27 protein-coding genes and 2 tRNA genes are annotated in these 26,754 nt (G+C 69.4%); 10 read left to right on the plus strand and 19 right to left on the minus strand.

All coding sequences use genetic code 11. From position 1 onward, the window contains the following. Positions 1–159 precede the first annotated feature (159 nt). From ACX80I_RS12430 to ACX80I_RS12465, 8 genes are all read right to left on the minus strand, one after another. Positions 160–1,239 carry a UDP-N-acetylmuramate dehydrogenase gene (locus ACX80I_RS12430; RefSeq protein WP_459345655.1) on the minus strand — a complete coding sequence of 360 codons (1,080 nt, stop codon included), beginning with the start codon at positions 1,237–1,239 and terminating at the stop codon, positions 160–162. A gap of 8 nt (positions 1,240–1,247) precedes the next feature. Further along, positions 1,248–1,688, minus strand: a complete 441-nt coding sequence (locus ACX80I_RS12435) for a MaoC family dehydratase (RefSeq protein ID WP_459345437.1) — start codon at positions 1,686–1,688, stop codon at positions 1,248–1,250. Positions 1,689–1,690: 2 nt separating this feature from the next. Continuing rightward, a complete protein-coding gene (locus ACX80I_RS12440) occupies positions 1,691–2,140 on the minus strand; it encodes an FAS1-like dehydratase domain-containing protein (protein WP_459345438.1) in 450 nt (149 codons plus the stop codon). 82 nt (positions 2,141–2,222) lie between these two features. Next, the gene (locus ACX80I_RS12445) at positions 2,223–2,453 is read right to left on the minus strand and encodes a hypothetical protein (protein ID WP_459345439.1); all 231 of its coding nucleotides are present in this window, start codon (positions 2,451–2,453) and stop codon (positions 2,223–2,225) included. A 35-nt stretch (positions 2,454–2,488) separates the two neighbouring features. Continuing rightward, entirely contained in the window at positions 2,489–3,454 is a 966-nt protein-coding gene (locus ACX80I_RS12450) for a DUF2797 domain-containing protein (protein WP_459345440.1), read from the minus strand. A gap of 53 nt (positions 3,455–3,507) precedes the next feature. After that, on the minus strand, positions 3,508–4,557 hold the full coding sequence (locus tag ACX80I_RS12455; RefSeq protein WP_459345441.1) for an ATP-dependent DNA ligase: 1,050 nt from the start codon (positions 4,555–4,557) through the stop codon (positions 3,508–3,510). A 121-nt stretch (positions 4,558–4,678) separates the two neighbouring features. Further along, on the minus strand, positions 4,679–5,245 hold the full coding sequence (locus ACX80I_RS12460; RefSeq protein ID WP_459345442.1) for a type 1 glutamine amidotransferase domain-containing protein: 567 nt from the start codon (positions 5,243–5,245) through the stop codon (positions 4,679–4,681). 136 nt (positions 5,246–5,381) lie between these two features. Next, positions 5,382–5,966 carry a helix-turn-helix domain-containing protein gene (locus ACX80I_RS12465; RefSeq protein WP_459345443.1) on the minus strand — a complete coding sequence of 195 codons (585 nt, stop codon included), beginning with the start codon at positions 5,964–5,966 and terminating at the stop codon, positions 5,382–5,384. Positions 5,967–6,058: 92 nt separating this feature from the next. Here ACX80I_RS12465 and ACX80I_RS12470 point away from each other — a divergent pair, with 92 nt between their 5' ends. From ACX80I_RS12470 to ACX80I_RS12480, 3 genes are all read left to right on the plus strand, one after another. Continuing rightward, a complete protein-coding gene (locus ACX80I_RS12470; protein ID WP_459345444.1) occupies positions 6,059–7,192 on the plus strand; it encodes an NAD(P)/FAD-dependent oxidoreductase in 1,134 nt (377 codons plus the stop codon). Beyond that, complete coding sequence (locus ACX80I_RS12475; protein ID WP_459345445.1) at positions 7,182–7,811, plus strand: class I SAM-dependent methyltransferase; 630 nt, start codon at positions 7,182–7,184, stop codon at positions 7,809–7,811. Before ACX80I_RS12470 ends, ACX80I_RS12475 begins: the two co-directional genes overlap by 11 nt. A 71-nt stretch (positions 7,812–7,882) precedes the next feature. Beyond that, positions 7,883–9,052 carry an RtcB family protein gene (locus ACX80I_RS12480; protein ID WP_459345446.1) on the plus strand — a complete coding sequence of 390 codons (1,170 nt, stop codon included), beginning with the start codon at positions 7,883–7,885 and terminating at the stop codon, positions 9,050–9,052. Positions 9,053–9,227: 175 nt separating this feature from the next. On the opposite strand, the gene ACX80I_RS12485 is transcribed toward ACX80I_RS12480, so the two are convergent. The 7 genes from ACX80I_RS12485 to ACX80I_RS12515 all read right to left on the minus strand — a co-directional run bounded on the left by ACX80I_RS12485 (position 9,228) and on the right by ACX80I_RS12515 (position 16,168). Then, positions 9,228–9,301, minus strand: a tRNA-Met gene (locus ACX80I_RS12485). Between the two features lie 54 nt (positions 9,302–9,355). Next, positions 9,356–9,427 (minus strand) — tRNA-Thr (locus ACX80I_RS12490). A gap of 131 nt (positions 9,428–9,558) precedes the next feature. Beyond that, complete coding sequence (locus tag ACX80I_RS12495; protein WP_459345447.1) at positions 9,559–11,478, minus strand: DEAD/DEAH box helicase; 1,920 nt, start codon at positions 11,476–11,478, stop codon at positions 9,559–9,561. A 335-nt stretch (positions 11,479–11,813) separates the two neighbouring features. Continuing rightward, positions 11,814–12,470 carry an MOSC domain-containing protein gene (locus tag ACX80I_RS12500; RefSeq protein ID WP_459345448.1) on the minus strand — a complete coding sequence of 219 codons (657 nt, stop codon included), beginning with the start codon at positions 12,468–12,470 and terminating at the stop codon, positions 11,814–11,816. Positions 12,471–12,507: 37 nt separating this feature from the next. Next, on the minus strand, positions 12,508–13,182 hold the full coding sequence (locus ACX80I_RS12505; protein WP_459345449.1) for a response regulator: 675 nt from the start codon (positions 13,180–13,182) through the stop codon (positions 12,508–12,510). After that, positions 13,179–14,789, minus strand: a complete 1,611-nt coding sequence (locus ACX80I_RS12510; protein ID WP_459345450.1) for a sensor histidine kinase — start codon at positions 14,787–14,789, stop codon at positions 13,179–13,181. The genes ACX80I_RS12505 and ACX80I_RS12510 overlap by 4 nt, the downstream gene beginning before the upstream one ends. Beyond that, positions 14,789–16,168, minus strand: coding sequence for a glycosyltransferase 87 family protein (locus ACX80I_RS12515; RefSeq protein WP_459345451.1), 1,380 nt, complete (start codon positions 16,166–16,168; stop codon positions 14,789–14,791). The genes ACX80I_RS12510 and ACX80I_RS12515 overlap by 1 nt, the downstream gene beginning before the upstream one ends. 141 nt (positions 16,169–16,309) lie before the next feature. On the opposite strand from ACX80I_RS12515, the gene ACX80I_RS12520 reads away from it, so the two are divergent. Both ACX80I_RS12520 and ACX80I_RS12525 read left to right on the plus strand, forming a co-directional pair. Beyond that, positions 16,310–17,515, plus strand: coding sequence for an amidohydrolase (locus ACX80I_RS12520; RefSeq protein WP_459345452.1), 1,206 nt, complete (start codon positions 16,310–16,312; stop codon positions 17,513–17,515). 12 nt (positions 17,516–17,527) lie between these two features. After that, positions 17,528–17,953, plus strand: a complete 426-nt coding sequence (locus ACX80I_RS12525) for a hypothetical protein (protein WP_459345453.1) — start codon at positions 17,528–17,530, stop codon at positions 17,951–17,953. A gap of 170 nt (positions 17,954–18,123) precedes the next feature. Here ACX80I_RS12525 and ACX80I_RS12530 read toward each other — a convergent pair whose 3' ends face one another. After that, positions 18,124–19,287 carry a cystathionine gamma-synthase gene (locus ACX80I_RS12530; protein ID WP_459345454.1) on the minus strand — a complete coding sequence of 388 codons (1,164 nt, stop codon included), beginning with the start codon at positions 19,285–19,287 and terminating at the stop codon, positions 18,124–18,126. Positions 19,288–19,314: 27 nt separating this feature from the next. Then, positions 19,315–20,691: a cystathionine beta-synthase gene (locus ACX80I_RS12535; RefSeq protein ID WP_459345455.1), complete on the minus strand. Its 1,377-nt coding sequence runs from the start codon at positions 20,689–20,691 to the stop codon at positions 19,315–19,317. Positions 20,692–20,826: 135 nt separating this feature from the next. Between ACX80I_RS12535 and ACX80I_RS12540 the strand changes: the two genes are divergently transcribed. Beyond that, on the plus strand, positions 20,827–21,978 hold the full coding sequence (locus tag ACX80I_RS12540) for an SLC13 family permease (protein ID WP_459345456.1): 1,152 nt from the start codon (positions 20,827–20,829) through the stop codon (positions 21,976–21,978). 48 nt (positions 21,979–22,026) lie between these two features. Further along, positions 22,027–23,109, plus strand: a complete 1,083-nt coding sequence (locus ACX80I_RS12545) for a tartrate dehydrogenase (RefSeq protein WP_459345457.1) — start codon at positions 22,027–22,029, stop codon at positions 23,107–23,109. Here the strand turns inward: ACX80I_RS12545 and ACX80I_RS12550 are convergent. Then, positions 23,106–24,350 carry a CapA family protein gene (locus ACX80I_RS12550; RefSeq protein WP_459345458.1) on the minus strand — a complete coding sequence of 415 codons (1,245 nt, stop codon included), beginning with the start codon at positions 24,348–24,350 and terminating at the stop codon, positions 23,106–23,108. The two genes, ACX80I_RS12545 and ACX80I_RS12550, sit on opposite strands and share 4 nt — an antisense overlap. A gap of 106 nt (positions 24,351–24,456) precedes the next feature. On the opposite strand from ACX80I_RS12550, the gene ACX80I_RS12555 reads away from it, so the two are divergent. Both ACX80I_RS12555 and ACX80I_RS12560 read left to right on the plus strand, forming a co-directional pair. After that, the gene (locus ACX80I_RS12555; protein WP_459345459.1) at positions 24,457–25,431 is read left to right on the plus strand and encodes a DNA-3-methyladenine glycosylase family protein; all 975 of its coding nucleotides are present in this window, start codon (positions 24,457–24,459) and stop codon (positions 25,429–25,431) included. Between the two features lie 45 nt (positions 25,432–25,476). Beyond that, positions 25,477–25,767 carry a putative quinol monooxygenase gene (locus tag ACX80I_RS12560; RefSeq protein ID WP_459311751.1) on the plus strand — a complete coding sequence of 97 codons (291 nt, stop codon included), beginning with the start codon at positions 25,477–25,479 and terminating at the stop codon, positions 25,765–25,767. Between the two features lie 59 nt (positions 25,768–25,826). On the opposite strand, the gene trxA is transcribed toward ACX80I_RS12560, so the two are convergent. Next, on the minus strand, positions 25,827–26,219 hold the full coding sequence (gene trxA, locus ACX80I_RS12565; RefSeq protein ID WP_301226026.1) for a thioredoxin: 393 nt from the start codon (positions 26,217–26,219) through the stop codon (positions 25,827–25,829). 92 nt (positions 26,220–26,311) lie between these two features. Between trxA and ACX80I_RS12570 the strand changes: the two genes are divergently transcribed. Next, positions 26,312–26,743 (plus strand): DUF1810 domain-containing protein, encoded by a 432-nt coding sequence (locus ACX80I_RS12570; protein ID WP_459345460.1) that lies wholly within the window; start codon positions 26,312–26,314, stop codon positions 26,741–26,743. Positions 26,744–26,754 lie beyond the last annotated feature (11 nt).

A 26,754-nucleotide genomic window follows, 5' to 3' on the forward strand; every position in this document is an offset into this window, starting at 1 on the left:
TGGGACACGAGGACCTCCGGTCGCGAAGTGTGGGAACTAGACAGCTCCACTAAGCCCGGAGGTCCTCCTCTTATCAAGCCCCAAGCGTCAACAACGTCCCGGCCCAGTACATCTAGGAGCACCGGGACGGAACGGCCCGGCCGGCGTGGGCCGGGCTGCTCAGAGCGTGCAGTTGATGAGCAGCGGCTCCGGTTCCAGCCGGATGCCGAAGGTGCGCTCGACCCCGTCCCGCACGAGCCCTGCAACGGCCAGGAGGTCCGACGCCGAGGCGCCTCCCCTGTTGGTGACGGCCAGCGTGTGCTTGCTGGACAGCGATGCCCGCCCTCCTGCCGCAGCGTGCCCGTCGTCGGCGCCCAGGCCGAAGCCCTTCGAGAACCCGGCGTGCTCGATCAGCCAGGCCGCGCTGAGCTTCACCCGGCCGTCGGCGCCGGACGGGTACCGGGGGGCCTCCGCCGGCAGACGGTCCGCAGTCTCCTGGGCGACGACTGGATTAGTGAAGAACGATCCCGTGCTCCAGGTGTCGGGGTCGGAGGCGTCGAGCACCATGCCCTTGCCGGCCCGCAGCTTCAGCACCTCGCGGCGCACGTCGTTCGCGTAGGCTCGGGCGCCCACCTCGATCCCCAGGGCGCGAGCGAGTTCCGCGTACCGGACCGGCTTGCTCCTGCGGCCCAGTCCCAGCTGGAACTCGACCGACAGCACCACGTAGCGGGGCGACCCGTCGATGGTGCTCTGCTTGAGGAGGGAGTCCCGGTAGCCGAACTTCAGCTCGAAGTTGGTGAAGCTCCTGATGCTGTCCGTCTCGCGGTCGTACGTCCGCACGGTGGCGATCGTCTGGGACACGTCCGATCCGTACGCCCCGACGTTCTGGACGGGCGTGGCCCCGGTGGAGCCGGGGATGCCCGAGAGGGCCTCGAGCCCGGAGAACGCGTGCATCACCGTGTACCGGACGAGCTCGTCCCAGTCCTGGCCTGCCTGCACCTTGACCATGACGCCGCCGCAGGTGGCGTCGTCGTCGTTCACCGTGAAGCCGGTGGAGGTGATGTGGACGACCGTCCCGTCGAAACCGTCGTCACCGATGAGGAGGTTCGAGCCCCCGCTGACGATCAGGAGTGGCTCCCCCGCGGCATCGGCGGCGCGGACCGCCTCGACGATCTCGGCTTCCGTCGATGCTTCCACGAGAGTACGCGCAGGCCCTCCTACGCGGGCCGTCGTGAGGTCGGCGAGGCGCGTGCCCGTCACGGGGACGGTCACGGGAGTTTCACCACGGCCTGGGCCTTGACGAGGACCTTCTGTCCGGCGAATGTCACGGTGAGGTCGATGCGCGCCGTCGACCGTTCGGTATCGATCGCACCGATCACGCCGGTCACCTCGACGACCGCGCCGGGCTCGCCGGGCTGCGCCGTCGTGTCCTCGACGATCACCGGCTTGGTGAAGCGGGTCTGGTAGTCGACGACGGCGGCCGGGTCGCCGCTCCAGTCGGTCACGAGCTGCACCGCCGCACCCATCGTGAACATCCCGTGCGCGATGACGCCGGGAAGCCCGACGCCCTCCGCGAAGGACTGGTTCCAGTGGATCGGGTTGAGGTCTCCGGAGGCACCGGCGTACCGCACGAGGTCCTGCCGGGTGATGCCGATCGTGGTGGAGCCGATCTGCTGGCCGACCTCGAGGGAAGCTGCTGATACTGCCATGGTTACTGGTCCTCTCCGCGCACGAGGATGGATGAGGTGGACGTGGCCGTCGGCTCGCCGTCGACGGTCGAGATCTCGGCGCGCGTGGTGATCATCGCTCCGCCGCCCATGGAGCGCACGGAGTCCACGTGCAGTTCGGCGACGAGTTCGTCCCCGGCGAGGATGGGGCGGTGGTGGACGAAGCGCTGGTCGGCGTGGACCACGCGGGTGAAGTCGATGCCCGCGCTCGGATCACTGATGAGCTGGGCGTCGGCACGCTGGGCCACGATGATGGCGAACGTGGGCGGGGCCACGAGGTCCCGGTACCCCAGCGCTGCCGCGGCGTCGACGTCGTAGTGTGCCGCGTGGGTGGCCTTGACGGCCCGGGCGAAATCGCGGATGGCCTCGCGTCCCACGAAGTAGGTGTCTCCTGCGGGATAGCTGCGTCCCTGCAGGTCTGGGTCGATGGTCATGGATCCTCCGGTGGAAGCGGGGTCGGGCGTTGCGGGCAATCCTGGTGCGGAATCTGGGGGTCGGCGTCGATCGGCGCTCCGGTCAGCGCGTGTCCGTCCTGCGGCGTCGGGCGTCGCGTGCGCGGACGACCATGCCTGCGAGGTGGCACACCATGCCGACCACGATGATCGGGATGCCCGTGACGACGAGACCGGGCCGGTCCGTCGCGGCACCGACCACGGCGATGAGGATGCCGATCGCCGTGGTCACCAGTGCCGAGACCACCAGCCGTCGGTACAGGTCCGAGCCGGTCTCCCAGGGCGTATTCAGCATGATCCGATTCTACTGCCGGCGGTGGGGCGCGTTGCTCAGAAGAGGGCTTCCTGCACGGCGGGTACCGGTGTGCTGAAGTCCCCGAGGCGCAGCCGCCTGCCCTTGAGCTGGGCGAGGTCCGCGACGAACACCAGGTCCGTGCCCTCGATCGAGACCAGGGCCGACGGGCCGACCACCTCCCGGATGATGAACCCGTGCTGCCCGGTCCCGAGGGGCTGCGGGTACGGCTGCAGTCCAGTCAGGCCGAGGACGGCGGACCACGACGGCGGCGGGTCGAACTCCTCGTGCACCACCTCGAAGCCATCGATGCCCATTCCGGCCTCGAGCAGCCCCCGGGCAGCCAGGGCGAAGCCGTCGTTGATGGATTCGAGCCGCGCGAAGGGCAGCGGCGCGCACAGGGATGCCGCCTTGGCCCCGGACCTCACGGCCTGCTGCAGGCCGACCGTGCGGGTCACCTCGTCCTCGAGGATCCGGACGATCCGCCCGTCGGCCGCATGGGCGACGAACTGCGCGACAATGGCGCCCTGTTCCACGAGGCGCGCCCGCTTCCGCGGATCCGACGCCGTGCCGACCTTGCTCGAACCGTCCGCAAACGTCGCGACGTACAACCAATGCGGCTGATCGAGGTACCGCTTGAGCCCGGCCGGAGCGATGCCGGAGCGATGGATGTCGTGCATGAAACGGACGTCGTCCTGGGCGAGGCACCGGCTGCACTGGTAACCGCGTTCGGTCCGCGCCTGGTCCGCGCAGGGCACCCGGGTGCGGTCATCGCGTCCATGGACACGCTGGAACCCCAGGCAGAACCTGCCCTCCTCCGGGACCTCGAAGGCCAGCTTCCTCCCGGGGAGGTCGAGGTCCCATCGCCCGTCGCCGCGCGCTCCGCCGTCCGCCTGCGCCCCGGACGGTTCCTCGGGTCCCTTCTCCGGAGGCACCGGGTGCAGCGACAGGACGGGACCCGCGGCGTGCCAGGCGACGCCGCTGCAGAGGGTGGTGGGGTTCATCCCTCCAGCCTAGAGAGGTGGAGCGGCGGTGCGGTCCGCGGAACCCGGGCGGCTCAGGCGAGCACCTTGCTGAGGTCGTAGGCCGCGGGGATCTCGAGCTGCTCGAAGGTGCAGGAGCGCGCCTCACGGTCGGGCCGCCACCGTTCGAACTGGACGGTGTGGCGGAAGCGGTCGCCCTCCATCTGGTCGTACCGCACCTCGACGACCCGCCGGGGCTCCAGCCGGATGTAGGACACGTCCTTCGCGGAGGCGAAACGGCTGCGCTCGGTCGCGCCGAGCTGGACGTCGCCGCTGTCGTCGCGCATGACGTCGGGCTCCAGCTCGTCCACGAGCTCCAGGCGCCGCTTGTCGGAGAAGGCAGAGATGCCGCCCACGTTCCGCAGCTCGCCGCCGTCGTCGAACAGGCCGAGCAGCAGGGAGCCGACACCCTGGCCGGACTTGTGTACCCGGTACCCGAGCACCACGACGTCGGCGCTGCGATGGTGCTTGACCTTGAGCATGAGCCGCTTGTTCGGCCCGTACACCGCCGTAAGAGGCTTTGCCACGACGCCGTCCAGTCCGGCGCCCTCGAACTCCACGAGCCAGCGCCGGGCGAGTTCGACGTCGTGCGTGACCTGCGACAGGTGGACCGGCGCGGAGAAGGATTCCCCGATGCCCTCCAGCGCGGTCCGCCGCCGGCTGAAGGGCACGCCCGTCAGGTCGTTGTCGTCGATGCCGAGGAGGTCGAAGGCGATGAACGACGACGGCGTCTGCCCCGCGAGGAGGCGTACCCTGCTCTCCGCCGGGTGGATGCGCTGGGACAGGGCCTCCCAGTCCAGCCTCTCCGCGCCGTGCTCGCCCTGGCGCACCACGATCTCACCGTCGACGACGCAGCGCCCGGGGAGGTTCTCGAGCAGCGCGTCGACGAGTTCGGGGAAGTAGCGGGTGAGCATCTTCGAGCCGCGGCTCCCGATCTCGCAGGTGCCGTCCTCGATCCTCACGATCGCCCGGAAGCCGTCCCATTTCGGCTCGTAGAGCAGTCCGCCAGGGACGCCGTCCGGCTCGGGGACGGCGTCCACGGCCTTCGCGAGCATCGGCTGGACGGGAAACGGCAGGTTCGTCATGCCCTGATCCTGTCCCATGGAGAGCCTGCTTGGCTATGCGGAGAGCTGGGCACCGCGCCCGTCCGGGCACCGGGAGGCAGCACGGAGCTGCGGGCGCGATCCACGGGAGATGACGGGCGGACTAGGGGGTCTGGCCCTCGTGCGGCCCTTCCTCGATCTCCTCGAGGAGCTTGTCGTTGAAGGCGTCGAGGTCCCCGGGGTTGCGGCTGGTCACGAGGCCCTGGTCCACCACCACTTCCTCGTCGCTCCAGTTGGCGCCGGCGTTCTTCAGGTCGGTGGCGAGCGTGTGGTAGGACGTCAGGTCGCGCCCGCTGACCACTCCGGCCTCGATCAGCAGCCAGGGCCCGTGGCAGATGGACGCCACCGGCTTGTGCTGTTCGAAGAATGCCCGGGTGAAGGCCTGGGCGTCCTTGTCCACACGCAGGAAGTCCGCGTTGACCACGCCGCCCGGCAGGACCAGGGCGTCGAAGTCGTCCGCCGTGGCGTCGGCCACCGCGAGATCCACGTCGAACGTGTCACCCTTGTCCACGCCGTCGAAGCCCTGCAGCGTCCCGGTCTTGGGTGAGACCAGCGTGGGGACACCGCCCGCTTCCTTGACCGCGTTCCACGGGCTCGTGAGCTCGATCTGCTCCACCCCGTCCGTCAGCAGGAATGCGACCTTCTTGCCTGAGATGTTGTGTTCGGACATGCTGTTCTCCCTTGCGTAGAGCGTGGCTGTCGTACCGCTTCCACCCTAGGAAGCACCCAAGTGATAAGCAAGCTGAGCAATTCCCGCGGAGGGGCCGCCGGGCATGACGCTGCGGGCGCGATCCGCGCCCGGTCCGCTACGGCCGCTTCGGCCGGGCGCGCACGTGCATCCGCTCGCCCTGCTGCCCGAAGAGGCTGATGAGCTCGACCGCCTCCCCGTTGGCGCTGGCGAACCAGTGGGGCGTGTGGGTGTCGAACTCTGCCGCCTCGCCGGGTCCGAGCACGAAGTCGTTGTCGGCGAGGACGAGCCGCAGGGAGCCGTTGAGGATGTAGAGCCATTCGTAGCCCTCATGGACCCGCAGGTCGGGCTCCGTGCCGCGTGCGTTCCCCGCGAGCACCAGCTTGTACGCCTGCACGCCGCCCGGCCGCCGGGTCAGGGGGATGGCCGTCATGCCGTGGTGCTGGATGGGGCGCAGGTGGACCCGGGGATCGCCGGAGGGAGGCGCGCCGACGAGGTCGTCGAGCGGCACGCCGTAGAGCTGCGCGATGGGCAGCAGGAGCTCGAGATTGGGCCGCCTCTGGCCGGACTCGAGCCTGGACAGGGTGCTGACGGATACCCCGCACGCCGAGGACACCTCGCCGAGGGTCAGGTTCCGTTCGGTGCGCAGGGCACGGAGTCGTGGCCCGACGGCGTCGAGCACTGGAGTGAGATCTGCTGGCATGGAGCCATCTTGCCATACCGGCAAACATGTTTGCGCTTTCTTCACCGAGCAGCCGATGCTGGACGTATCAGTGGAACAGAAGGAGAACCACCATGCCAGTCATCACCCAGCCCGCGCAGGACAGGTACGACGTCGTCGTCGTCGGAGGCGGGGCCGCCGGGCTCAGCGCCGCCGTCACCCTGGGCCGCGCGCTCCGATCCGTCCTTGTCCTCGACTCCGGACGACCCCGCAACGCCGCCGCCTCAGGAGTCCACGGATTCCTGTCCCGCGAGGGCATGAGCCCTCGCGGCCTGCTGGAAATCGGCCGGGCCGAGGCCGAAGGATATGGTGCAACCGTCGTTGCAGCGGAGGTCACATCGGTGCAGCGGGATGCGGAAGGGTTCATCGCGGGGACGGCTGATGGGAGGCGCTTCAGCGGACGGCGCCTGCTCGTCACCACGGGTCTGACGGACGGCCTCCCCGACATTCCGGGCCTGCGGACGCAGTGGGGCCGCGGCGTCATCCACTGCCCGTACTGCCACGGGTACGAGGTGCGGGGCCGGAGCATCGGCATCCTCGGCACCGGGCCCCTGTCCGTGCACCAGGCCCTGCTGTTCCGGCAGTGGTCCGACGACATCACCCTGTTCCTGAACGACACCGTCACTCCCACGGACGACGAGTGGGGCAGGCTTGCCGCGCGCTCCGTGCGTGTCGTCGACGGGCCGGTCGCCTCCATCGACGAGGAGGACCATGTGCTCACGGGCGTGACGGTCCAGGGGGCCCGCCGCTTCCCGCTGCACGCCGTCGCCGTCGGCACGCGGATGGAGTCGAACAGCGGGCTCCTGGAAGCCCTGGGGCTTCGGCCGGAGGACCATCCCTCGGGGATGGGCTCCTTCGTGGCACCGGGACAGCGGGGGATGACGTCCGTTCGGGGCGTCTACGTCGCGGGCAATGTCTCGAATCTCGCTGCGCAGGTCGTCGTCGCCGCGGCCGAGGGGACCATGGCCGGCGCGGCGATCAACGCTGACCTTGTGGAGGAGGAGACGGCGTGGGCCGTCGAGGGCTACAGCGGCCCCTTCTCGGCGTCGTCGGAGGCGGGAGTCTCGGTGCGGGTCCTTGGCACACGCCGCCATGGGCTCGATGATGGGGCAGGAACGGGCGCCGCAGCGTCCACCGGCGCTCCGCTCCAGGCAGCAGCGGGCATCACCGGGGCAGGAACGGAAGAAGGGATGCGCCGTGCGGGTTGAGTACACGCAGGAATTCTGGGACGACCGCTACCGGCAGCACGCAAGGATCTGGAGCGGTAGGCCGAACCGGCAGCTCGTGACGGGAGTGGAGGACCTGCCGCCGGGAAGGGCGCTCGACGTCGGCTGCGGGGAGGGAGCGGATGCCGTGTGGCTCGCCTCCCGCGGCTGGGAGGTCCTGGGGATCGACATCTCCGACGTCGCACTCTCGCGGGCCCGCGCCCATGCGGAGGACCTCGACGCCTCCGTCGCCGAACGCCTGGAGTTCCGGCAGGTGGACCTGCTGGCCTCGCCGGAACTGCCCGGCGGCCTGGACCTCGTCTCCGCCCACTTTATGCACCTGCCCGAACCGGAACGCTCGCGCGTCTTCCGTGCGATGGCGGCCCTCGTCGGTGCCGGCGGGACGCTGCTGATCGTTGCCCATGACCCCTCGGACCTGAAGACCGAGATCCGGCGGCCGCCGCAGCCCGAGCTGTTCTACACGCCGCAGGAGATCGCGGCCCTCCTCGACGACGCCTGGGACATCCGGGTCTGCGAGTCGCGCCCGCGGACCGAGCACACGGGGGACGGCCGGGACGTCACCGTCCACGATGCGGTGCTCCAGGCGGTACGGATCCGCTGAGCCATCCGCAAGGGTCCGGCGGGAGGACGTACGGCCTGCCGTCCCGCCGGGCTCCTCGGTAGCCTCGACGGATGGAGTGGATCAGCGAGAAGTACGTCAATTTCGCCAGCATCATCGATGACGCGACGCTGGCGCAGAATCGGATGACGAGCTCGATGCCGTTCGTGTACCCGCACTTCGCGTCCATGCCGGACGCCCACCTCGGCCTGGGTTGCGCGGTCGGCTCGGTCCTGCCGACCCTGGGGGCGATCATCCCCGCAGCCGTCGGCGTCGATATCGGCTGCGGGATGGTCGCCGTGCGCACCGACTACACCGCGCGGGACATCGCCCGCCTCGATCGCCGTGTCCTGCGCGAGGCGATCGAACGGGCCGTCCCCCTCTCGGCCGGCAACAACAACAAGCGGGTGAGCGCCTCCGCCGAGCCCCGCATCGACACCCTCGAACGGGACGCGCGCGCGGCCGGCTTCGACCCGTCGACCTACGTGAAGGCCTGGCGCCTGCAACTCGGCACGCTCGGTTCGGGCAACCACTTCATCGAGGTGTCCCTCGACGAAGTGGACGACGTGTGGCTCTTCCTGCACTCCGGGTCCCGGGGCATCGGGAACCGCATCGCGCAGCGGCACATCGTGGCAGCACAGGACTACTGCGCACGCCGGTCCATCACCCTGCCGCACCGGGACCTCGCGCACCTCGAGGAGGGCACGCCCGAATTCGACCGGTACATCGGCGAACTGATGTGGGCTCAGAGATTCGCGCTGCTCAACCGTGAGGAGATGATGGACCGCGTGGTCCGCCAGTTCACCGCCTGGGTGGGCAGGCCGGTGCAGGAGCGCGAACGCATCAACTGCCACCACAACTACACCCAGCGGGAGACGCACTACGGCAAGGACGTGTGGCTGTCCCGCAAGGGTGCCATCGCGGCCGACCCCGGGCGTCCCGGGCTGATCCCCGGTTCGATGGGCACGCGGTCCTACGTGGTCACGGGCAGGGGCAACCGGGAGGCGATGGATTCGGCCCCGCACGGGGCCGGACGCGAGTACTCCCGCAATGCTGCCCGCAGGACGTTCACCCAGGACCAGCTCCGTGCCGCCATGCGAGGCATCGAGTTCCGTGACACCCCGGCGTTCCTCGACGAGATCCCCGCGGCCTACAAGGACATCGACGTCGTCATGCAGGATGCGAAGGACCTGGTGGACATCCGCCATACGCTGCGCCAGATCATCAATGTGAAGGGCGACTGATCGGCCGCCGTGGCCGTCGAACGGCCTCTCACCTCGCCGTCGATCGTAGCCCTCCTCCAGACCTTCGGAGCAGAGCATCCGATCGAAGCCCGGCAGGCACGCCTGTCGGGCTTCGTCGTCCCGGTATCCGGAGAACGAGAAAGGCCCCGGAACCGTAGTTCCGGGGCCTTGTCCGTAGCGGTGGTGGGACTCGATCCCACGACCTCACGATTATGAGTCGTGCGCTCTAACCAGCTGAGCTACACCGCCCTAAATGAGGCTGCCCGCACCGATCGGATGATCGTCACGGGCCCCTCATTTACGAGCCCCCCACCGGAATCGATCCGGTGACCTCGTTCTTACCAAGAACGCGCTCTACCACTGAGCTAGGGGGGCAACAGCAAGAAACTTTACCAGTTCCGAGCCGCTGGTGCGAAATCGACAGCCGCCTCCTGAGGGACGGACCCCGGATTCCGCGTCGGACCCGTGCAGTGCACGGGTCCGACGGGGTTTCGCCTAGCTAGTTCCTACCACTGCTCGGACTGCGCGGTGGAGCGTCCTGCTCCGGCTCCGGCGCCCTTGGCGTGGCGGGGCTTGCGGTTGGCGTCGCCCGAAAACCGGGTGTCGCTGTCACGCTTCGGGAAGTCCTTCTTGAAGGGCTTCTTGAACTCGCCTGCGCCGCGGTTACCTGCGGGCTTGCGTCCCTTGTCGAGCTCGAGGTGGATGAGCTCGCCGCCGATGCGCGTCTTGGAGAGCGCGCGCAGCTGGTCGGTGGTCAGGTCCGCGGGCAGCTCCACCAGGCTGTGGTCGGCACGGATGTCGATGCCGCCGATCTGCGAGGAGGACAGGCCACCCTCGTTGGCGATGGCACCGACGATCGAGCCCGGCATCACGCGCTGGCGACGGCCCACCGCGATGCGGTAGGTGGCGTTGCCCTCGGTGAGCGTGCGCGTCGGGCCGCGGGACCCGAAGGCATCCTTGCGTCCCTCGGCGCGCTCGCGCTGTCCTGCGGGAGCGACGGGGATGTCCTGCACGAGGATCGGCTGGCCGCCCTGCGCCATGACGGCGAGGGCTGCAGCGATCTCGCTGGCGGGCACGTCGTGCTCGCGCTCGTAGGTGGCGATCAGGTCGCGGAACAGCGCGACGTCCTTGCCGGCCAGCGTCTGCGTGATCTTGTCCGCGAACTTGCTGAGGCGCAGCTCGTTGATCTTCTCGGTGGAGGGCAGCTGCATCTGCTCGACGGGCTGGCGCGTGGCCTTCTCGATCGAACGGAGCAGGTACTTCTCACGCGGGGTGATGAAGAGGATCGCGTCACCGGAACGGCCTGCACGGCCGGTGCGGCCGATGCGGTGCACGTAGGACTCGGTGTCGTTCGGGATGTCGTAGTTCACGACGAGCGAGATGCGCTCCACGTCGAGACCGCGGGCTGCTACGTCCGTGGCGACGAGGATGTCGATCTTGCCTTCGCGCAGCGCCTCGACGGTGCGCTCGCGCTGCTGCTGGGGGATGTCTCCGTTGATGGCTGCTGCCGTGAAGCCCCGTGAACGCAACTTGTCCGCCAGGTCTTCGGTAGCCGCCTTGGTACGGACGAAGGCGATGATGCCGTCGTAGTCCTCGACCTCAAGGATGCGGGTCATCGCGTCGAGCTTGTGCGGGCCCATGACCTGCAGGTAGCGCTGACGCGTGTTGGTGCCCGTCGTCGTCTTGCCCTTGACGGAGATCTCGGCCGGATCGTTCAGGTACTTCTTGGCGATACGGCGGATGGCCGGGGGCATGGTCGCGGAGAACAGTGCAACCTGCTTCTCCGCCGGCGTGGAGGCGAGAATCTTCTCCACGTCCTCGGCGAAGCCCATGCGCAGCATCTCGTCGGCCTCGTCGAGCACGACGTACTCGAGGTTTGAGAGGTCCAGGGAACCCTTCTCGATATGGTCGATGACGCGGCCGGGGGTACCGACGACGACCTGCGCTCCGCGGCGGAGGCCGTTGAGCTGGGGGCCGTAGGGCGATCCTCCGTAGACGGGGAGGACGGTGAAGCCCTCCATGTGCTTGGCGTAGGAGGTGAAGGCATCGGCTACCTGCAGCGCGAGCTCGCGGGTCGGTGCGAGCACCAGGACCTGCGTGTTCTTGCTGGGTCCACCGTTGACGTCGGCCAGTTCCGCCATCTTGGACAGCGCGGGCACGGCGAACGCGGCGGTCTTGCCGGTGCCCGTCTGGGCCAGCCCGACGACGTCGCGGCCTTCGAGCAGCGCGGGGATGGTCGCTGCCTGGATGGGTGAGGGCTTCTCGTAGCCGAGGTCGGTCAGCGCCGCGAGGATGCGGCCGTCGAGGTTCAGCTCGGTGAAGCGGATGTCCACGCCGTCGTCGTCGGACTCTGCTGCGGGAACCGCTGCGGTGGTCTCGGTGACGAGGGTGGTGTCGGTGATCTGCTCGGACAGGTTTTCAGGCACGGAAGAATTCCTTCAGGTAGGTGCCGGACGGCCTGACAGGAAGGAGCCTGCAGTGCCGAATGAACATGGAAATCCGGCACTGTTTCAATCCCGAGGCCGAACTTCCTCGTCACACCGTGGTCTCTGCTCTCTCAGCAGTGATGTGTGACTTTTCTTCTAGCCGGCGCTCCCTGATGAATCTGCTCGCGAGTCTGTGCTCCGAGCCCCAACACAACCTATCCGGCCCTGAGGGGCGGAAATAAAGGGAATACCGGTGTGGGGGATATATCCAGTCTACTGCACGACGGGACCGACCCGTTCCATCCGGCGTCCTCCGGGAGGTGACCTTCGGCACGTCAGGCCGACGGGGCGGCTCTCAGTGCCTTCAGCGCAGCCTTGCGGACCTGCGGGGTGAGCGTGAGATGCCCTTCGGCCGCGGTGTCGAGCAGCCTCTGCGCCTGCGGCTCGTCGAGGCCCGCGTGGACCTGTGCCGCGGTGACGCCGTGGTCGGGGACGCTGTCCACGTGGATGGTGTCGCCCGCGATGATGCTGCCCTTCGTCACGACGCTCAGGTAGGTGCCCACACGGTTCGCCTCCGCGAAGCGCTTCACCCAGGACTTCTCGCCGAGGTACCGGGCGAAGTTCACGCAGGGCGTGCGCGGCATGGTCACCTCGAGCACCACCTGCTCCCCCACGCGCCAGCGCTCGCCGATGACGGCGGAAGAGGCGTCGATGCCCACCACGCGGAGGTTCTCACCGAACAGGCCCGGCGTCACCTCGCGTCCCAGCTGCCGCGACCAGTAGTCGGCGTCGTCCTGCGCGTAGGCGTAGAGGGCCTTCGTGGGGCCGCCGTGGTGCTTGCGGCTCGCCTGGACGTCGCCGGTCAGGCCCAGCGAGTGCACGTTCACCGGCCCGCCGACCGCCCGTTTGTCGATCGCGGTGACTCCGGTCGAGTCCCGCGTGGGAAGGAGCTCGTGCACGCGACAGATGGCGAGGAGGGTGCCGGTGGTCATGGCGACCATCCTAGGAGCACCTCGCCGGCCTCCCGCGTCACGGCTCGAACCGGTAGCCCATGCCACTCTCGGTGACGAAGTAGCGGGGAGCGCCCGGATCGGGTTCGAGCTTCTTCCGCAGTTGCGCCATGTACACACGGAGGTACTGGACGTCCTTCGCATACGCCGGGCCCCACACATCGAGCAGCAGCTGCTGCTGCGAGACGAGCCGGCCCGGATGCGCGATCAGGCGGTCGACGATCTTCCACTCGGTGGGCGTGAGCCGAATGTCCCGGCCGTCCTTCAGCACCCGGCGGGCTCCGGCGTCGAGTGTGAAGTCGGCTGTCTCGATGACCGGCGCGCCGGCCTCGGCCGCCGCACGCCGGCTGGCCGCGCGGAGGCGTGCGAGCAGTTCATCGAGACCGAACGGCTTCGTCACGTAATCGTCCGCACCCGCATCGAGGGCATCGACCTTGTCCTGCGAGCCGTGCCGGGCGGACAGCACGATGATGTGCACCTGCGACCAGCCACGGATCCGACGGATGACGTCCACCCCGTCGATGTCCGGCAGCCCGAGGTCCAGCACGATGATGTCGGGGTGGTGTTCGGACGCAGCTGCGAGTGCCGTCTCGCCGTCGACCGCCGTCACGCACTGGTAGCCGTAGGCGCGGACGTTGATCTCCAGGGCACGGAGGAGCTGCGGTTCGTCGTCGACGACGAGCACGCGCGTCACAGCTCCACCACCCCCGTCGAGATGGGCAGGCGGATGACGAACGTCAGACCGCCGCCGGGAGTCTGCTCGGCGTCGAGCACGCCGCCCATGACCTCCGTGAATCCCTTGGCCACCGCGAGCCCGAGCCCGACGCCGGCCCCTGACGGTGCGTCGTCGAGCCGCTGGAACGGGCGGAACATGGCGTCGACGTCGTCGCGGGACACACCGTGTCCGTGGTCGATGACGCGCAGCTCGCTGGCCGGGAAGCCGTTGATCAGGGCCCTCCCGGTACCGCCGACGGATGCGGTGACCTCGATCGGGGAACCCGGCGCGTACTTCACCGCGTTCTCGACGATGTTCGCAATCACGCGCTCCAGCAGCCCGGGGTCTCCCTCGATGGCCGGCAGGTTCGGCGGGATGTGCACGCGGACGCGGTCCTCGGGCACGTTGGCGAGGGCGGGCCCGACGACGTCGATCCACCGCAGTGGGCGTACGTGCGCGTTCACCGCGTCTCCGGTGATGCGCGACATGTCCAGCAGGTTGTTGACGAGCGCGTCCAGCCGGTCCGAGTAGTCCTCGATGGTCTCCAGCAGTTCGTCCTCGTCCTCCTGGGAGAACGTCACATCGGACTGCCGGAGGCTGCTGACGGCGAGCTTGATCCCGGCGAGGGGGGTCCGCAGGTCGTGGGACACCGAGCGCAGGATTGCCGTACGCATGACGTTGCCCTCGACGAGCCTCTGGTTGGTGCGCGTGCTCGCGAGGAGTTCCTGCCGCTGCAGCATCGAGCGGAGTTGGCCGGCGAATGCCGTCAGCAGTCCGCGCTCGCGCGAGGAGAGGTGGTGCCCGTAGAGCGCGAGGACGAAGTCGCCGTCGACCGCTTCGACCGTGGTCGCGGAGTCCATCGTCCAGCGGTCCATGTCACCTGCCTGCGGGGCGCGCGGCCCGGCGTCCGTCCTGGCGCCCGCAGCGGGTGCCGCAGCGGGTGCCACCGCCCCTCCGCGGACGGCTCCCGGGAGGGCAGGACCGGGCACCGGTGGGCGTACGGCCAGGGCCTTGCGCTCCATCCTTCCGGCACCCGGGGCGTCGGACCCGTCCTCGGCGTCCTGTTCCGAGGGGCCGACGAGCCCGAACAGCGCCACGGCATCGACGTCGAACTGGGTCTGGACGTGGCGCAGGAAGCCTTGGAGCGTGTCCTCCTCGGCCAGTGCGCCACGCGCGAGTTCGCCGAGCAGGGCGGCCTCCTGCTGCGCCAGGGCCGCCTCCCGGGACCGGCGTGCCGACAGCCCGACGACGAGCGACACCGTCACCGCGACGGCGATGAAGATCAGCACTGTGATGACGTTCTCGGCATCCGAGATCTCGAGGGACCCGAAGGGCTCCGTCGAGGTGTAGTTCAGGATGATGCTGCTCCACAGGGCGCCGAGCAGCGCGGGCCAGAGGCCGCCGATCAGGGCGACGGCGATGACCCCGGCGAGCTGGAAGAGGACATCGACCGCGAGCAGCGAGTGCCCCGCCAGGAAGACGGCCGCCTCGAGCAGTGGCGGCAGGACCAGCGCGACGGCGCAGCCCGCGGCGACCCGCAGGCGGCCGACCGGAGCCGCGAGGGTGCGCCGCACTGCGGTGACCATCAGCGGGTGCCGCGGAAGGCGCCGTCGTCGGACCGGCCGTGCAGGGCGCCGGACACGCGGTCCCTGCCGGTGCCGCCGCCCGCCGTGGCCTGCTCCTCGTTCCGTGGACGCACCGCCCGTTGCGGGTGCAGCTCTTGCTCCGGGCGCACCGCTCGCAGCGTCCGCGACAGGAGGACCCAGAACACGGTGACGGCGAGCGCGCAGAACACGCCGGCACTGGACGCCATGAGCCAGCCGGTCACCAGCTGGGAATCGAGGTCGTCCGCACCCAACAGCAGACCGATCGTCTTGGGCGAGTAGATGAAGACCAGGAGGGTGAGCACGAAGAGTACGGCCGCCGTCGTGCGGTACGCGCGCAGTTCCCCGGGAAGCCCGGCAGCCTGGCCTGCGAGGACCGCCAGGACGACGACGATCCAGACCCAGTGGTGCGACCACGAGATCGGTGAGATGAGGAGCATGAGCAGCGAGGTCATGGCGATCGGCAGGAACCGGTCCGCACGCCGTCGGGCCTCACGGATGATGTAGGCCGTCGCCGCCACGAGCAGCAGTGAGATGAGCAGCCACGGAACGGTGGAGGGGAAGTCCGGGCCCAGGAAGTGGAGGATGGCACCGCGGATGGAGAGGTTGTCCACATAGCCCTCGCCGCCGATCCGGCCGGTGTCCCGCAGCATCTGCAGCCAGTACATCGCCGATTCGGCCGGCAGTAGCAGGAAACCGAGCGCGATGGTCCCGAAGAAGCCGGCCGCCATGGTGAACAGCTGCTTCCACTCGCCGCGCACGAGGAAGTACAGGCCGAAGACCAGCGGCGTCAGCTTGATGCCGGCCGCGATGCCCGTGAGCAGTCCGGTGGGCAACCGGCGGTGCGGCCCCGAGAGGAGGTCAGCGGCGATCATCGCGAAGAGCAGGATGTTGACCTGCGAGAAGGCCATGGTCTCGCGCCACGGGCCCAGGAGGGAGACGAGCCCGGTTCCGGCGATCGCCAGCGGCAGCGCCGTGGGGCGCCTCACCACGTCCCGGACGGTGCGGAACCCGCCGAGGTACCGGGTGGCCAGCAGGGACGTCGCGGCCGCGATGAGGATCGACAGCCACACGAAAAGCATTGCGCCGGTCTCGGCGCTGACGAGCGTGAGCACCGTGAAGGCGAGCGCCGCGAACGGCGGATACGTGAAGAGGAGGGACCCCTCGCCCTCCCCGAAGGACCGCGTGTACAGCGAGCCGTCGCCGTCGACCACGGACTGCCCGCCCATGCGGTACACCCGGAAATCGAGGCCGATGACGTCGGCCCAGGCGAACGCCCAGGCCATCAGGGCCCAGGCCACCACTCCTGCGGCGACAAGGCCCAGCGCCCGGACTCCTGCCGCGGTACTGCGCTGGCTCATGCTTTCCTTCCGATGGACAGGGTGCGGTCTCCGGTCCCGATGGGCCGGAGAACGGCTCATCCAGTGTAGGCACGGCTCCCGGGCTGCCACCCGCGTGCGGATATGGTGGAAATCACCCCGCCCCCCTGCGAAAGGCCGACCATGTCCTCCCCCAGCGGCACGACCCCGCCCGCTCCCGCCACAGCCATCACCAACGCCCACGTCGTCCCGATCGACGGCGAGCCCTTCGACGGCACGGTCGTCGTCGAGCACGGGCGGATCTCGGCGCTCGGTCCCTCCGTTCCCATGCCCGACGGCGCCACCGTCATCGACGCGGCAGGAAAGTGGCTGCTCCCCGGGTTCGTGGACGCCCATGTGCACCTGGGCACGCACGAGGAGGGCGAGGGAATAGCCGGGGATGACACCAATGAGATGACCGAGCCGAACACGGCCGGCGTCCGGGCGATCGACGCCATCAACCCGTACGACCCCGGGTTCGACGACGCACTCGCGGGCGGGGTCACCACCGTGAACGTGAACCCCGGCTCCGGCAACCCCATCGGCGGGCTCGCCGTCGCCATCCACACGCACGGGCGGTACCTCGAGGAGATGGTGCTGCGCTCCCCCAGCGGACTGAAGTCGGCACTCGGCGAGAACCCGAAGCGCGTCTACGGCGGCAAGGGCAAGATGCCGTCGACCCGCCTCGGCACGGCGCTCGTCATCCGCGAGGCGTTCATGAAGGCCCAGAACTACATGGGCAAGGACGACGAGAACGCGCGGGACCCGCACCTCGAGGCCCTGGCCATGGTGCTGCGGCGCGAGATCCCCTGGCGCCAGCACGCGCACCGTGCCGACGACATCGCGACAGCTCTCCGCATCGCCGACGAGTTCGGGTACGACCTCGTCCTCGACCACGGCACCGAGGCGCACCTGCTCGGCGACGTCCTCGCAGAACGCGGAACCCCCGTCCTGATCGGCCCCCTGTTCACCACGAAGTCCAAGGTGGAGCTGCGCGGCCGCTCCATCGCCAACCCCGGCAAGCTCGCGCGGGCCGGCGTCGAGATCTCGATCATCACGGACCACCCCGTCATCCCGATCAACTTCCTGGTGCATCAGGCCACCCTGGCGATCAAGGAGGGCCTCGACCGGGAGACCGCCCTGCGCTCCATCACCATCAACCCCGCGAAGGTCCTCAGCCTGGCGGACCGCCTCGGCTCGCTCGCCGTCGGGAAGGACGCGGACCTGGTGCTCTGGAGCGGCGATCCGCTCGATGTGATGCAGCGCGCCCTGCAGGTGTGGATCGGCGGCACCGAGGTCTACTCCTACGACACCGAGACGCGCAGCGGCACCGTCGCTCCCCGGGGCTAGGCCGTCCCTCCGGTGAGTCCGCGCAAGGATCCCCTGCCGCCCCGGCCGTTCCCGCTGCGGGCAGCGATCGCCCTGTGGCTCGTGGTCGCGGTGCTGCTGCTCGTCGCGGCAGGCACGTTCATCGCATCAGCTGCGGTGCGGGACCTCGACCGTGCAGGGTTCATCGGGCTCGGCACGCTCCTCGGGGCGCTCGCCGTCCTGCAGTTGATCCTCCTGCTCCCGCTGCGCCGGGGCAGGAGGAGCGCCCGCGAGCTGCTGAGCACCATCGGCATCATCGCGGGAGTGCCCGTCGTCGTCCGCGGGACGCCGGGCCTGTCCCTGATCGCCGTCGGGATGCTGATTGCCGTGCTGCTCCTGTGGCTGCCGCAGAGCAGCGCCTTCTTCCAGCAGACCCAGCCGAAGGCGAGGAAGCGCTTCCGGCTGCCGGGGTCACGATAGCCCCACATCCGCCCGGGCACCCTGCGCCCGGGCACCCGGCGCGGCGGCGCAGACCCGGGGCGGCGCACCCCCGGCTCTGGGCACCCGGCGCGGCGGCGACGCCCCGGACCGCCCCGGACACACGAAAGGCCCCTCCCACCGGAGGGGCCTTTCGTGGAGGACAGCAGGAGCTAGCGCAGGGAGGAGATGGCCTGCTCGAGGTCACCGATCAGGTCCTCGACGTCCTCGATGCCGACGGACAGCCGGATCAGGTTCTCGGGTACCGCGAGCTCCGTGCCCTTGACCGACGCGTGCGTCATGTCGGAGGGGTAGTTCATCAGCGACTCGATGCCGCCGAGGGACTCCGCGAGGATAAAGACGTGGGTGGACTCCGCCACCTTCTTCGCGGCCTCCGCCCCGCCCTTGAATGTCACGGAGATCATGCCGCCGAAGTCCTTCATCTGTGCTGCGGCGAGGTCGTGGCCCGGATGCTCGGGCAGCCCTGGGTAGTACACACGCTCCACCTCGTCCTGCTCCTGCAGCCAGCGCGCGATCGCGGTGGCGTTCGAGGAGTGGCGGTCCATGCGGACCCCGAGGGTCTTGAGTCCGCGCGTGGTGAGCCAGGCCTCCATGGGTGCGGACACGGCGCCGACGGCGAACTGCACGAAGCCGATCTTCTCGGCGAGCTCGTCGTCGTTCACGATGACGGCCCCGCCGCTGGCATCCGAGTGCCCGCCGATGTACTTGGTGGTCGAGTGCACCACCACGTCCGCTCCGAACGTGAGCGGCTGCTGCAGGTACGGCGACGCGAACGTGTTGTCCACGACGAGCAGGGCGCCGGCGTCATGCGCGAGCTGGGCGGTCGCGGCGATGTCGGTGATCTTCATCATGGGGTTCGACGGCGTCTCCACCCACACCATCTTCGTGTTGTTCGCCGCGATGGCCGCCTGGACCGCAGCGGTGTCCGCCATGTCCACGGCGGTGTTGGTGATGCCCCACTGGGACAGGACGCGGTCGATCAGTCGGTAGGTTCCACCGTAGGCGTCGTTCCCGAGGACGATGTGGTCGCCGGGGCGGAGCGCGGCCCGGATGAGCGCGTCCTCGGCGGCGAGGCCGGACGAGAAGCTGAAGGCGCGCTTGCCGCCCTCGAGCGCCGCGATCTGGGTCTGCAGCGCATCCCGGGTGGGGTTGGTGCCGCGCCCGTACTCGTACCCGTTGCGCAGCTTGCCGATGCCGTCCTGCGCGAAGGTGGTGGTCTGGTAGAGGGGCGGGATCACCGCTCCGGTGGTGGGGTCGGGGGTCTGGCCCGCGTGGACGGCTCGGGTGTTGAAGCCCTGGTCGTTCGAGTGCGTCACGATGCTCCTGGAATTCGGATCGGGGTGTTACTTGCTCACATATGTCAGCAAGTCATGGCGCGTAAGAATTCCCACGGGTGACCCGACGAACGTCACCATCAGCGTGTCGCTGTCCTGGAGCCGTTCGCGCGCCGTCCCGATGGATTCGAGCGACCCGATCAGGGGCAGCTTCGCGTCCATGTGCTGGGAGATCTTGTCGGTGAGGCGAGCCTCGCCGTGGAAGATCTTCGCCGTCAGGGAGCGCTCGTCGACCGAGCCCAGCACCTCGCCCATCTTGACGGGTGGCTCCTGGGACAGCACCGGGATGCTGGAGACCCCGTACTCGTCCATGATCGAGATGACGTCCCGGACCGTCTCGGAGGGGTGCGTGTGGACGAGGTCCGGCATCGAACCGTTCTTGGCGCGCAGCACGTCGCCGACGCTCGCGTCCTCACCGCTGTCCAGGAACCCGTAGGACCTCATCCAGTCGTCGTTGAAGATCTTGCCGAGGTAGCCCCGGCCGCCGTCGGGCAGGAGGACCACGACGACGTCGTCGGCCGTCAGGTCCTTCGCGACACGGAGGGCCGCGACGACGGCCATGCCGCAGGAGCCGCCGACCAGCAGGCCCTCCTCGCGGGCGAGGCGCCGCGTCATCTCGAAGCTCTCGGCATCCGTGACGGCATGGATCTCGTCCGGGATAGACGGATCGTAGGAGTCCGGCCACATGTCCTCGCCGACGCCCTCCACGAAGTAGGGACGCCCGGTGCCGCCCGAGTAGATGGAGCCCTCGGGGTCGGCGCCGATGATGCGCACGGGGCCGCCCTCCCGGTCCGCGGAGATCTCCTTGAGGTACCGTCCCGTGCCGGTGATGGTGCCGCCCGTGCCGACGCCCGTGACGAAGTGCGTGAGCTTGCCGTCGGTGTCGTTCCAGATCTCGGGGCCGGTGGTCTCGTAGTGGCTCAGGGGCCCGTTCTGGTTCGAGAACTGGTCCGGCTTGTACGCGCCGGGGATCTCGCGGACCAGGCGGTCGGAGACGCCGTAGTAGGACTGCGGGCTGTCGGGGGCGACGGCGGTCGGCGTGACGACGACCTCCGCGCCGTAGGCCTTGAGGACGTTGCGCTTGTCCTCGCCCACCTTGTCGGGCACCACGAAGACGCACTTGTAGCCGCGCTGCTGGGCGACGAGGGCGAGACCGACGCCGGTGTTGCCGGAGGTCGGTTCGACGATGGTGCCGCCGGGCTTGATCTTGCCCTCGGCCTCCGCGGCATCGATGATCTTCGCCGCGATGCGGTCCTTCACCGACCCGCCGGGGTTGAGGTATTCGACCTTCGCGAGGACGGTGGCTGCGATGCCGTCGGTGACGGAGTTGAGCTTGACGAGCGGGGTGTTGCCGATCAGGTCAACAATGGAATTGGCGTACTTCATGCCTACAACGCTACCGGCTGGCGCGCCGACCTCCATGCCGCCGCTACGCCGCGGGACGTCCTCGCCCGGACGGGAGTCGCCGCGGAGCACTCCCGGGCGTCCGTGCCATACTGTCCGGCGGAACGGAGACCACCCTTGAACCTTCGCAGTGCCTCCCGCGCGATCCTGCCGGTCCTCGCGGCACTCTGCGTCGGAACCGGTGCGCTGCCCGGTTCCGACCTGGCGGAGCTGTGGGCGCGCATCTGGCCGATCCTGCTCTTCGTGGCCGCCATGACGGTGGCCACCGACCTCCTCTTCGCTGCCGGGGTCTTCGAGAAGATCATCGCGGCCTCGGCCCGCGCGGCCCGAGGCCGGACCCTGGTCCTGTGGCTCGTGACGGTCCTCCTCTCCGTGGCCTGCACGGTGTTCTTCTCGCTGGACACGACGGCCGTGCTGCTCACTCCGCTCGTGGTGCTCCTCGCCCGCAGGGCCGGCCTGCCGCCACTGCCGTTCGCCGTGACGATCGTCTGGCTCGCCAATACCGCGTCGCTGCTCCTGCCGGTGTCCAACCTGACCAACCTGCTGGTCCAGGAAGGGCTGCAGCTCAGTCCGGTGCAGTTCGCGGGCCTCGTGGCCGGCCCTGCGCTGGTCGGCGTCGTCGTGCCCTGCACTGTCCTGCTGCTGATCTTCCGGCGGCAGCTCTCGGGACGGTTCTCCCCCGCCCCTGCGCGCCCCGCCGAGGACCGCGTGCTGCTGCGCTGCGGGTACGCGGTCCTCGCACTCCTCCTGCCGGCACTGGTCAGCGGGCTGCCGGTCGCACTGAGCGCGACCCTCGCCGCGGTGGTCCTGGCCGTGCTCTTCGCGGTCCGTCGGCCCGGCACGTTGACGGTGAAGATGCTCCCCGTCGCTCCGCTCGTCCTCGCGCTCAGCCTCTTCGTTCTCGTCACCGCCGCGCACGCACAGGGCCTCGACACCTTTCTCGCCCCCGCGGCAGGTACCGGCGAGGACTTCCCGGACCTGCTGCGGCTGGCCGCCGTAGGAGCGGCCGGAGCGAACGCCGTCAACAACCTGCCCGCATATCTCGCCCTCGAGCCCTCCGCCGCGTCCCCGCTACGCCTCGCCGCCCTGCTCGTCGGCGTGAACCTCGGCCCCCTCGTCACTCCCTGGGGCTCGCTCGCGACACTCCTGTGGGCCGAGCGGCTGCGATCCCTGGGTCTGTCCATCCGCTGGGTGCCCTTCGGCCTCGCCGGGTTGCTGATGACGGCACTGGCGCTGCCGTCCGCCGTCCTCGTGCTCTCCTGGGGCTGATGAGCCTAGGCTGGAACGGTAAGCCGCCTGCCGATGAGGAGAACTCCCATGACGAACAGCTACCGCATCGCGGTCATAGCCGGCGACGGCATCGGCAAGGAGGTCATGCCGGAGGGCCTTCGGGCGCTCCGGGCGGCCGCGGACGCGTACGGCTTCGAGGTGGACGCGGTCGAGTTCGACTACGCCAGCGCCGACTACTATCTGGAGCACGGCCAGATGCTGCCCGACGGCTGGTTCGAGGAACTGCGCCGCTTCGACGCGATCTTTTTCGGGGCCGTGGGCTGGCCGGACGTCGTGCCGGACCATGTGTCCCTGTGGGGCAGCCTGCTGCAGTTCCGGCGCCACTTCGACCAGTACGTCAACCTCCGCCCGGTGAGGCTGCTGCCCGGGATCACCAGCCCCCTCGCCGGCAGGAAGCCGGGTGACGTGGATTTCTACGTGGTCCGCGAGAACACCGAGGGCGAGTACTCGAGCGTCGGGGGCAGGATGTTCGAGGGCACCGACCGCGAGACGGTCATCCAGGACACGGTCATGACCCGCACGGGCGTGGATCGCATCCTGCGGTACGCCTTTAATCTGGCGCAGAAGCGCGGGAAGAAGCACCTCACGTCCGCGACGAAGAGCAACGGCATCTCGATCACCATGCCGTACTGGGACGAGCGGGTGGAGGCGATGGCGGGCAGGTACGACGACGTACGCGTGGACAAGTTCCACATCGACATCCTCTGTGCGAACTTCGTGCTCCACCCCGACTGGTTCGACGTCGTCGTGGCGAGCAACCTCTTCGGGGACATCCTCTCCGACCTGGGACCGGCCTGTACCGGCACCATCGGCGTGGCGCCCAGCGGGAACATCAATCCGGACCGCACCTTCCCCAGCCTCTTCGAACCGGTCCACGGCTCCGCGCCGGACATCGCCGGCAAGGGCATCGCGAACCCGGTGGGCCAGATCTGGAGTGCGTCGATGATGCTGGACCACCTCGGCGAGACGGAGGCGGCCGCCGGGATCCTGGGCGCCATCGAGTCGGTGCTGGCTACCGGCGGCGATGCGCTGACGCGGGACCTGGGCGGCACAGGGACGACGGCGTCGCTCGGCGGAACCATCGCGTCGGTCATCGCAGGGACGCGCTAGCGTCCCGGGCCCTCCGTGGACAGCTCCCACTGGCGGGCTCCCGCCTCGGCCGCGCCGAGGGATTCGACCACGCTCCGGGTGCGCTCCCGGACGGCCGCCTCCTGCTCGGGCGACGAGCAGGCGCCGGCCGGCTGGTCGGGCGCCAGCGAACACCAGCGATACGGCCCGGCGACGATCAGCGACGGCAGCCAGTCCAGCCCGGAAACCGACCAGGCGCCCGCGTCATCCCGGCTGAGGCGGGCCCGGACCATCAGTCCCTCGTTGTTGACCTCGTACGTGGGCGACAGTTCGGTCACCCCGTTCCCCAGGCCGTAGACGATCCAGGTGCCGTTGTACTGCTCGATGGGCAGGACCGAGTGGGTGTGGTGTCCGTAGATGAAGTCCACCTCACCGCTGTCGGCGAGCGCGTGCGCCACCTCGGTCTGCTGGGCGTTCGGGACGGAGGCGTATTCGTCGCCGGCGTGCAGGGCTGCGATCACGATGTCCGCTCCCTGCTCCCTGGCGGCCCTGGCCTTGCCGATCATCGTGGCCGTGTCGAGCAGGTCCACCCGCCAGGGCTGGTCGGGCACCAGCCCGTTGAGGCCGTAGGTCGCTTCGATGACGGCCACCTTCGCCTCCGGCTGCTCGAGGATCAGGGCCTTCCCGGCATCAGCGGCGCTTGCATAGGACCCCGTGTGCCGGAGGCCCGCCGCGTCCAGGGCCGCGAGCGAACGCTCCACGCCCTCCGGGCCCCAGTCCATCGAATGGTTGCTGGCGGTGGTGCAGGCGTCGTACCCGACCTCCTTCGCGGCGAGGACGATCTGCGGGGGCACGTTGAACTGCGGGTATCCCGAGAAGGGCCCTTCCGGGTCGGCCACCGGGGTCTCCAGGTGGCAGATCCCCAGCGTCCCGGCCGCGAGGTAGGGGCGCTGGCCCGCAAGAAGCGGCTCGAAGTCGAGCGGAGACTTCCCCGTCACCGCCGCATCCTCCGCGGCCTGATCCCACAGTTGCGGATGCACCAGGAGGTCGCCCGTGAGCACGATCCCGACACAGTCCTCGCATGCCTGGGAGGACGGCGTCGGGGACGGGGACGGCGACGGCGTCGCTGGAGCGGCCGGCGTCGAAGTCCCCGCGGCCTCACCGGCCCCGTCCGCCGTGCACCCGCCGCACAGCAGAGCCAGCCCCAGGAGGACGCCGAGACGCCGGCCCCTGGCCGCCGCACGCGGGATCCTCCCCGCCCGAGCACTCCGCACCTCTGCCATCTGCTGTTCCTTCCACCTCTTCCACCGGACTGCCCGATGCTACCCCTACGGAACCCCGAGCATGACACATCCCGGGACCGCGGGGGCCTCGTGGGACGATGAATGCATGAGCATCGCCCCCGCCGCCGTTTCCTCCGGCGCGGAAGCCACGGAATGGATTCCCGACGGCCCGTACAACCTGGCAGGGACGGTGGGTACCCTGCAATGCGGCCCGCACGACCCCTCGTTCATCGTCCAGGGGCCCGATCGCTGGCTCGCCTTCCGGACGAGTGACGGGCCGGTCACGCTCGCTCTGCGGCAGCGCGGCTCGTTGAACGACAGCCGCATCCGGGCCACGGCGTGGGGGCCTGGTGCCGCCCGGGCGCTCGAGTCCCTTCCCCGCCTGCTCGGCGCGGAGGACGACTGGAGCGCCTTCGACAGCCCCCGGTTCCGCGCCGGCCTGCCCGAGCTCGCCCGCAAGGGCCGCTACCTCGACCCGGGGCTACGGCTGCCGGCGTCGCGCCGCATGCTCGACACGGTGGCCCGGGCGATCCTCGAACAGAAGGTCACGGGCATCGAGGCCAAGCGCGCCTGGCGCTACCTGCTCACCCGGTACGGGGACGCCGCTCCTGGTGCGGGAGAGTTCGCCCCCGCGGAGCTCCGCCTACCCCCGACCGCGGAACAGTGGCGCCGCGTCCCCTCCTGGGACTGGCACAAGGCCGGAGTGGACTCGAAGCGCTCGGCGACCATCCTCAGGGCGGCCCTCGTGGCGAGCGGACTGGAGCGCCTCGCGTCGCTGCCGGGCGGGGAGGCCGTCCGCGCCGGCCTGAGGTCCATTCCCGGCATCGGCGTGTGGACGGTGGCGGAAGTGGTGCAGCGCACGCACGGCTGCCCCGACTCCATCTCCGTGGGCGACTACCACCTCGCGGCCTACGTGGGCGCGGCCCTCACCGGCCGGCGGACCGACGACGCCGGAATGATCGAACTGCTCGAACCCTGGAGGGGGCAGCGCCAGCGCGTCGTCCGGTCGCTCTACTCGAGCGGCTTCCGCAAGCCGACCTTCGGTCCCCGGCTATCCCCCGAGGACCACCGGCGGCGCTAGGACGCAGGAATGCGGCGGACGAACGAGCACCGCTAGGGTTGAGGGATGACCCAACCCGTAGACGTCACCGCAGTATTCACCCCCCTCGACGGCGAGTTCTTCCGCGTGAAGCTCGCCCTCGACATCGCCATCGAACAGGTGGTGCAGGAGCCCGGCTGCATCCGGTACGAGATCACGGACGCGCAGGAGGACCGCATCGTCCTCACGGAGCAGTGGGAATCCACCGAACTCCTGGACACGCACCTGCGCGGACCTGCCGTGCAGGACCTCAACGAATCGCTGAGCGCACTGCTGGCCAAGCCCGTCGATGTGGTGCGTTCGGATCAGGCGGCCTGATCCCTCCACGCAAGAGCCCCGCACTCATCGAGTGCGGGGCTCTTCGGGTCTCGGGACGGCTACTGCGCGTCCCCGGCCGGGCTTCCGCCCTGGGCCTGCTGCTGCGCGATCTGCTCGTGCACTGCCTTCATGTCGAGTCCCTTCACGGCGTCGACGAGTTCGCCGAACTGCGTCGCGTTGAGGGCACCGGGCTGGGAGAACACCAGGACCTTCTCGCGGAACGCCATGAGCGTCGGGATGGAGGTGATCCCTGCGGCCGCGGCGAGCGACTGCTCCGCCTCGGTGTCGACCTTCGCGAAGGTGACGTCCTCGTGCTGCTGCGAGACGGCGTCGTACACCGGCGCGAACTGCTTGCACGGCCCGCACCAGTCGGCCCAGAAATCGACGAACACGATGTCGTTGCCCTCGATGGTTTCCGGGAAGCTTGCCTCAGTGATATTGATTGTCGACATGCCTTAACGCTAGCGACCGCCGCCGGACCTGTCAGTCCTGTTCGCTACCGATGAAGTGACCGCCCGTTCTCACGCTCCCACCGGAGGCCCGCATGACCGACACCTACGACCTCGCACGATTCGTCCACGCGCAGGAGGCCTCCGGTACCTATGAGCAGGCCCTCGCCGAGCTGCAGAACGGCCGGAAGGTGGGGCACTGGATGTGGTTCGTCTTCCCGCAGGTGGCAGGACTCGGCAGCAGCCCGACGTCGGTCCGGTACGCCATCGGCTCGATCGACGAGGCCCGCGCCTATCTGGCGCATACCCTGCTCGGACCCCGCCTGCTGGAGAGCGTCCACGCGCTCCTCAACCTCGAGGGAAGCGATCCGGTCGCGGTACTCGGCGGGATCGACGCCCGCAAGCTGCAGTCCTCGATGACGCTCTTCCACCGGGTCGGCCCGCAGGAACCGTGGTTCAAGGCCGTGCTCGACCGGTATTACGCGGGCCAGGAGGACCGGGCGACGACGTCGATCCTCGACGGCTGACGCCATCGGTC

The sequence above is a fragment of the Arthrobacter rhamnosi genome, assembly GCF_054510855.1.

Bases quoted from the DNA above. Each gene is read 5' to 3' on its own strand.
- ACX80I_RS12440 (WP_459345438.1), bottom strand. From the start codon at position 2,140: ATGACCATCGACCCAGACCTGCAGGGACGCAGCTATCCCGCAGGAGAC.
- ACX80I_RS12545 (WP_459345457.1), top strand. From the start codon at position 22,027: ATGACGAACAGCTACCGCATCGCGGTCATAGCCGGCGACGGCATCGGC.
- ACX80I_RS12460 (WP_459345442.1), bottom strand. From the start codon at position 5,245: ATGTCCGAACACAACATCTCAGGCAAGAAGGTCGCATTCCTGCTGACG.
- ACX80I_RS12555 (WP_459345459.1), top strand. From the start codon at position 24,457: ATGAGCATCGCCCCCGCCGCCGTTTCCTCCGGCGCGGAAGCCACGGAA.
- trxA (WP_301226026.1), bottom strand. From the start codon at position 26,219: ATGTCGACAATCAATATCACTGAGGCAAGCTTCCCGGAAACCATCGAG.
- ACX80I_RS12435 (WP_459345437.1), bottom strand. From the start codon at position 1,688: ATGGCAGTATCAGCAGCTTCCCTCGAGGTCGGCCAGCAGATCGGCTCC.
- ACX80I_RS12445 (WP_459345439.1), bottom strand. From the start codon at position 2,453: ATGCTGAATACGCCCTGGGAGACCGGCTCGGACCTGTACCGACGGCTG.
- ACX80I_RS12510 (WP_459345450.1), bottom strand. From the start codon at position 14,789: ATGGTCACCGCAGTGCGGCGCACCCTCGCGGCTCCGGTCGGCCGCCTG.
- ACX80I_RS12550 (WP_459345458.1), bottom strand. From the start codon at position 24,350: ATGGCAGAGGTGCGGAGTGCTCGGGCGGGGAGGATCCCGCGTGCGGCG.
- ACX80I_RS12470 (WP_459345444.1), top strand. From the start codon at position 6,059: ATGCCAGTCATCACCCAGCCCGCGCAGGACAGGTACGACGTCGTCGTC.
- ACX80I_RS12450 (WP_459345440.1), bottom strand. From the start codon at position 3,454: ATGAACCCCACCACCCTCTGCAGCGGCGTCGCCTGGCACGCCGCGGGT.
- ACX80I_RS12500 (WP_459345448.1), bottom strand. From the start codon at position 12,470: ATGACCACCGGCACCCTCCTCGCCATCTGTCGCGTGCACGAGCTCCTT.
- ACX80I_RS12515 (WP_459345451.1), bottom strand. From the start codon at position 16,168: ATGAGCCAGCGCAGTACCGCGGCAGGAGTCCGGGCGCTGGGCCTTGTC.
- ACX80I_RS12480 (WP_459345446.1), top strand. From the start codon at position 7,883: ATGGAGTGGATCAGCGAGAAGTACGTCAATTTCGCCAGCATCATCGAT.
- ACX80I_RS12535 (WP_459345455.1), bottom strand. From the start codon at position 20,691: ATGAAGTACGCCAATTCCATTGTTGACCTGATCGGCAACACCCCGCTC.
- ACX80I_RS12560 (WP_459311751.1), top strand. From the start codon at position 25,477: ATGACCCAACCCGTAGACGTCACCGCAGTATTCACCCCCCTCGACGGC.
- ACX80I_RS12520 (WP_459345452.1), top strand. From the start codon at position 16,310: ATGTCCTCCCCCAGCGGCACGACCCCGCCCGCTCCCGCCACAGCCATC.
- ACX80I_RS12465 (WP_459345443.1), bottom strand. From the start codon at position 5,966: ATGCCAGCAGATCTCACTCCAGTGCTCGACGCCGTCGGGCCACGACTC.
- ACX80I_RS12455 (WP_459345441.1), bottom strand. From the start codon at position 4,557: ATGACGAACCTGCCGTTTCCCGTCCAGCCGATGCTCGCGAAGGCCGTG.
- ACX80I_RS12570 (WP_459345460.1), top strand. From the start codon at position 26,312: ATGACCGACACCTACGACCTCGCACGATTCGTCCACGCGCAGGAGGCC.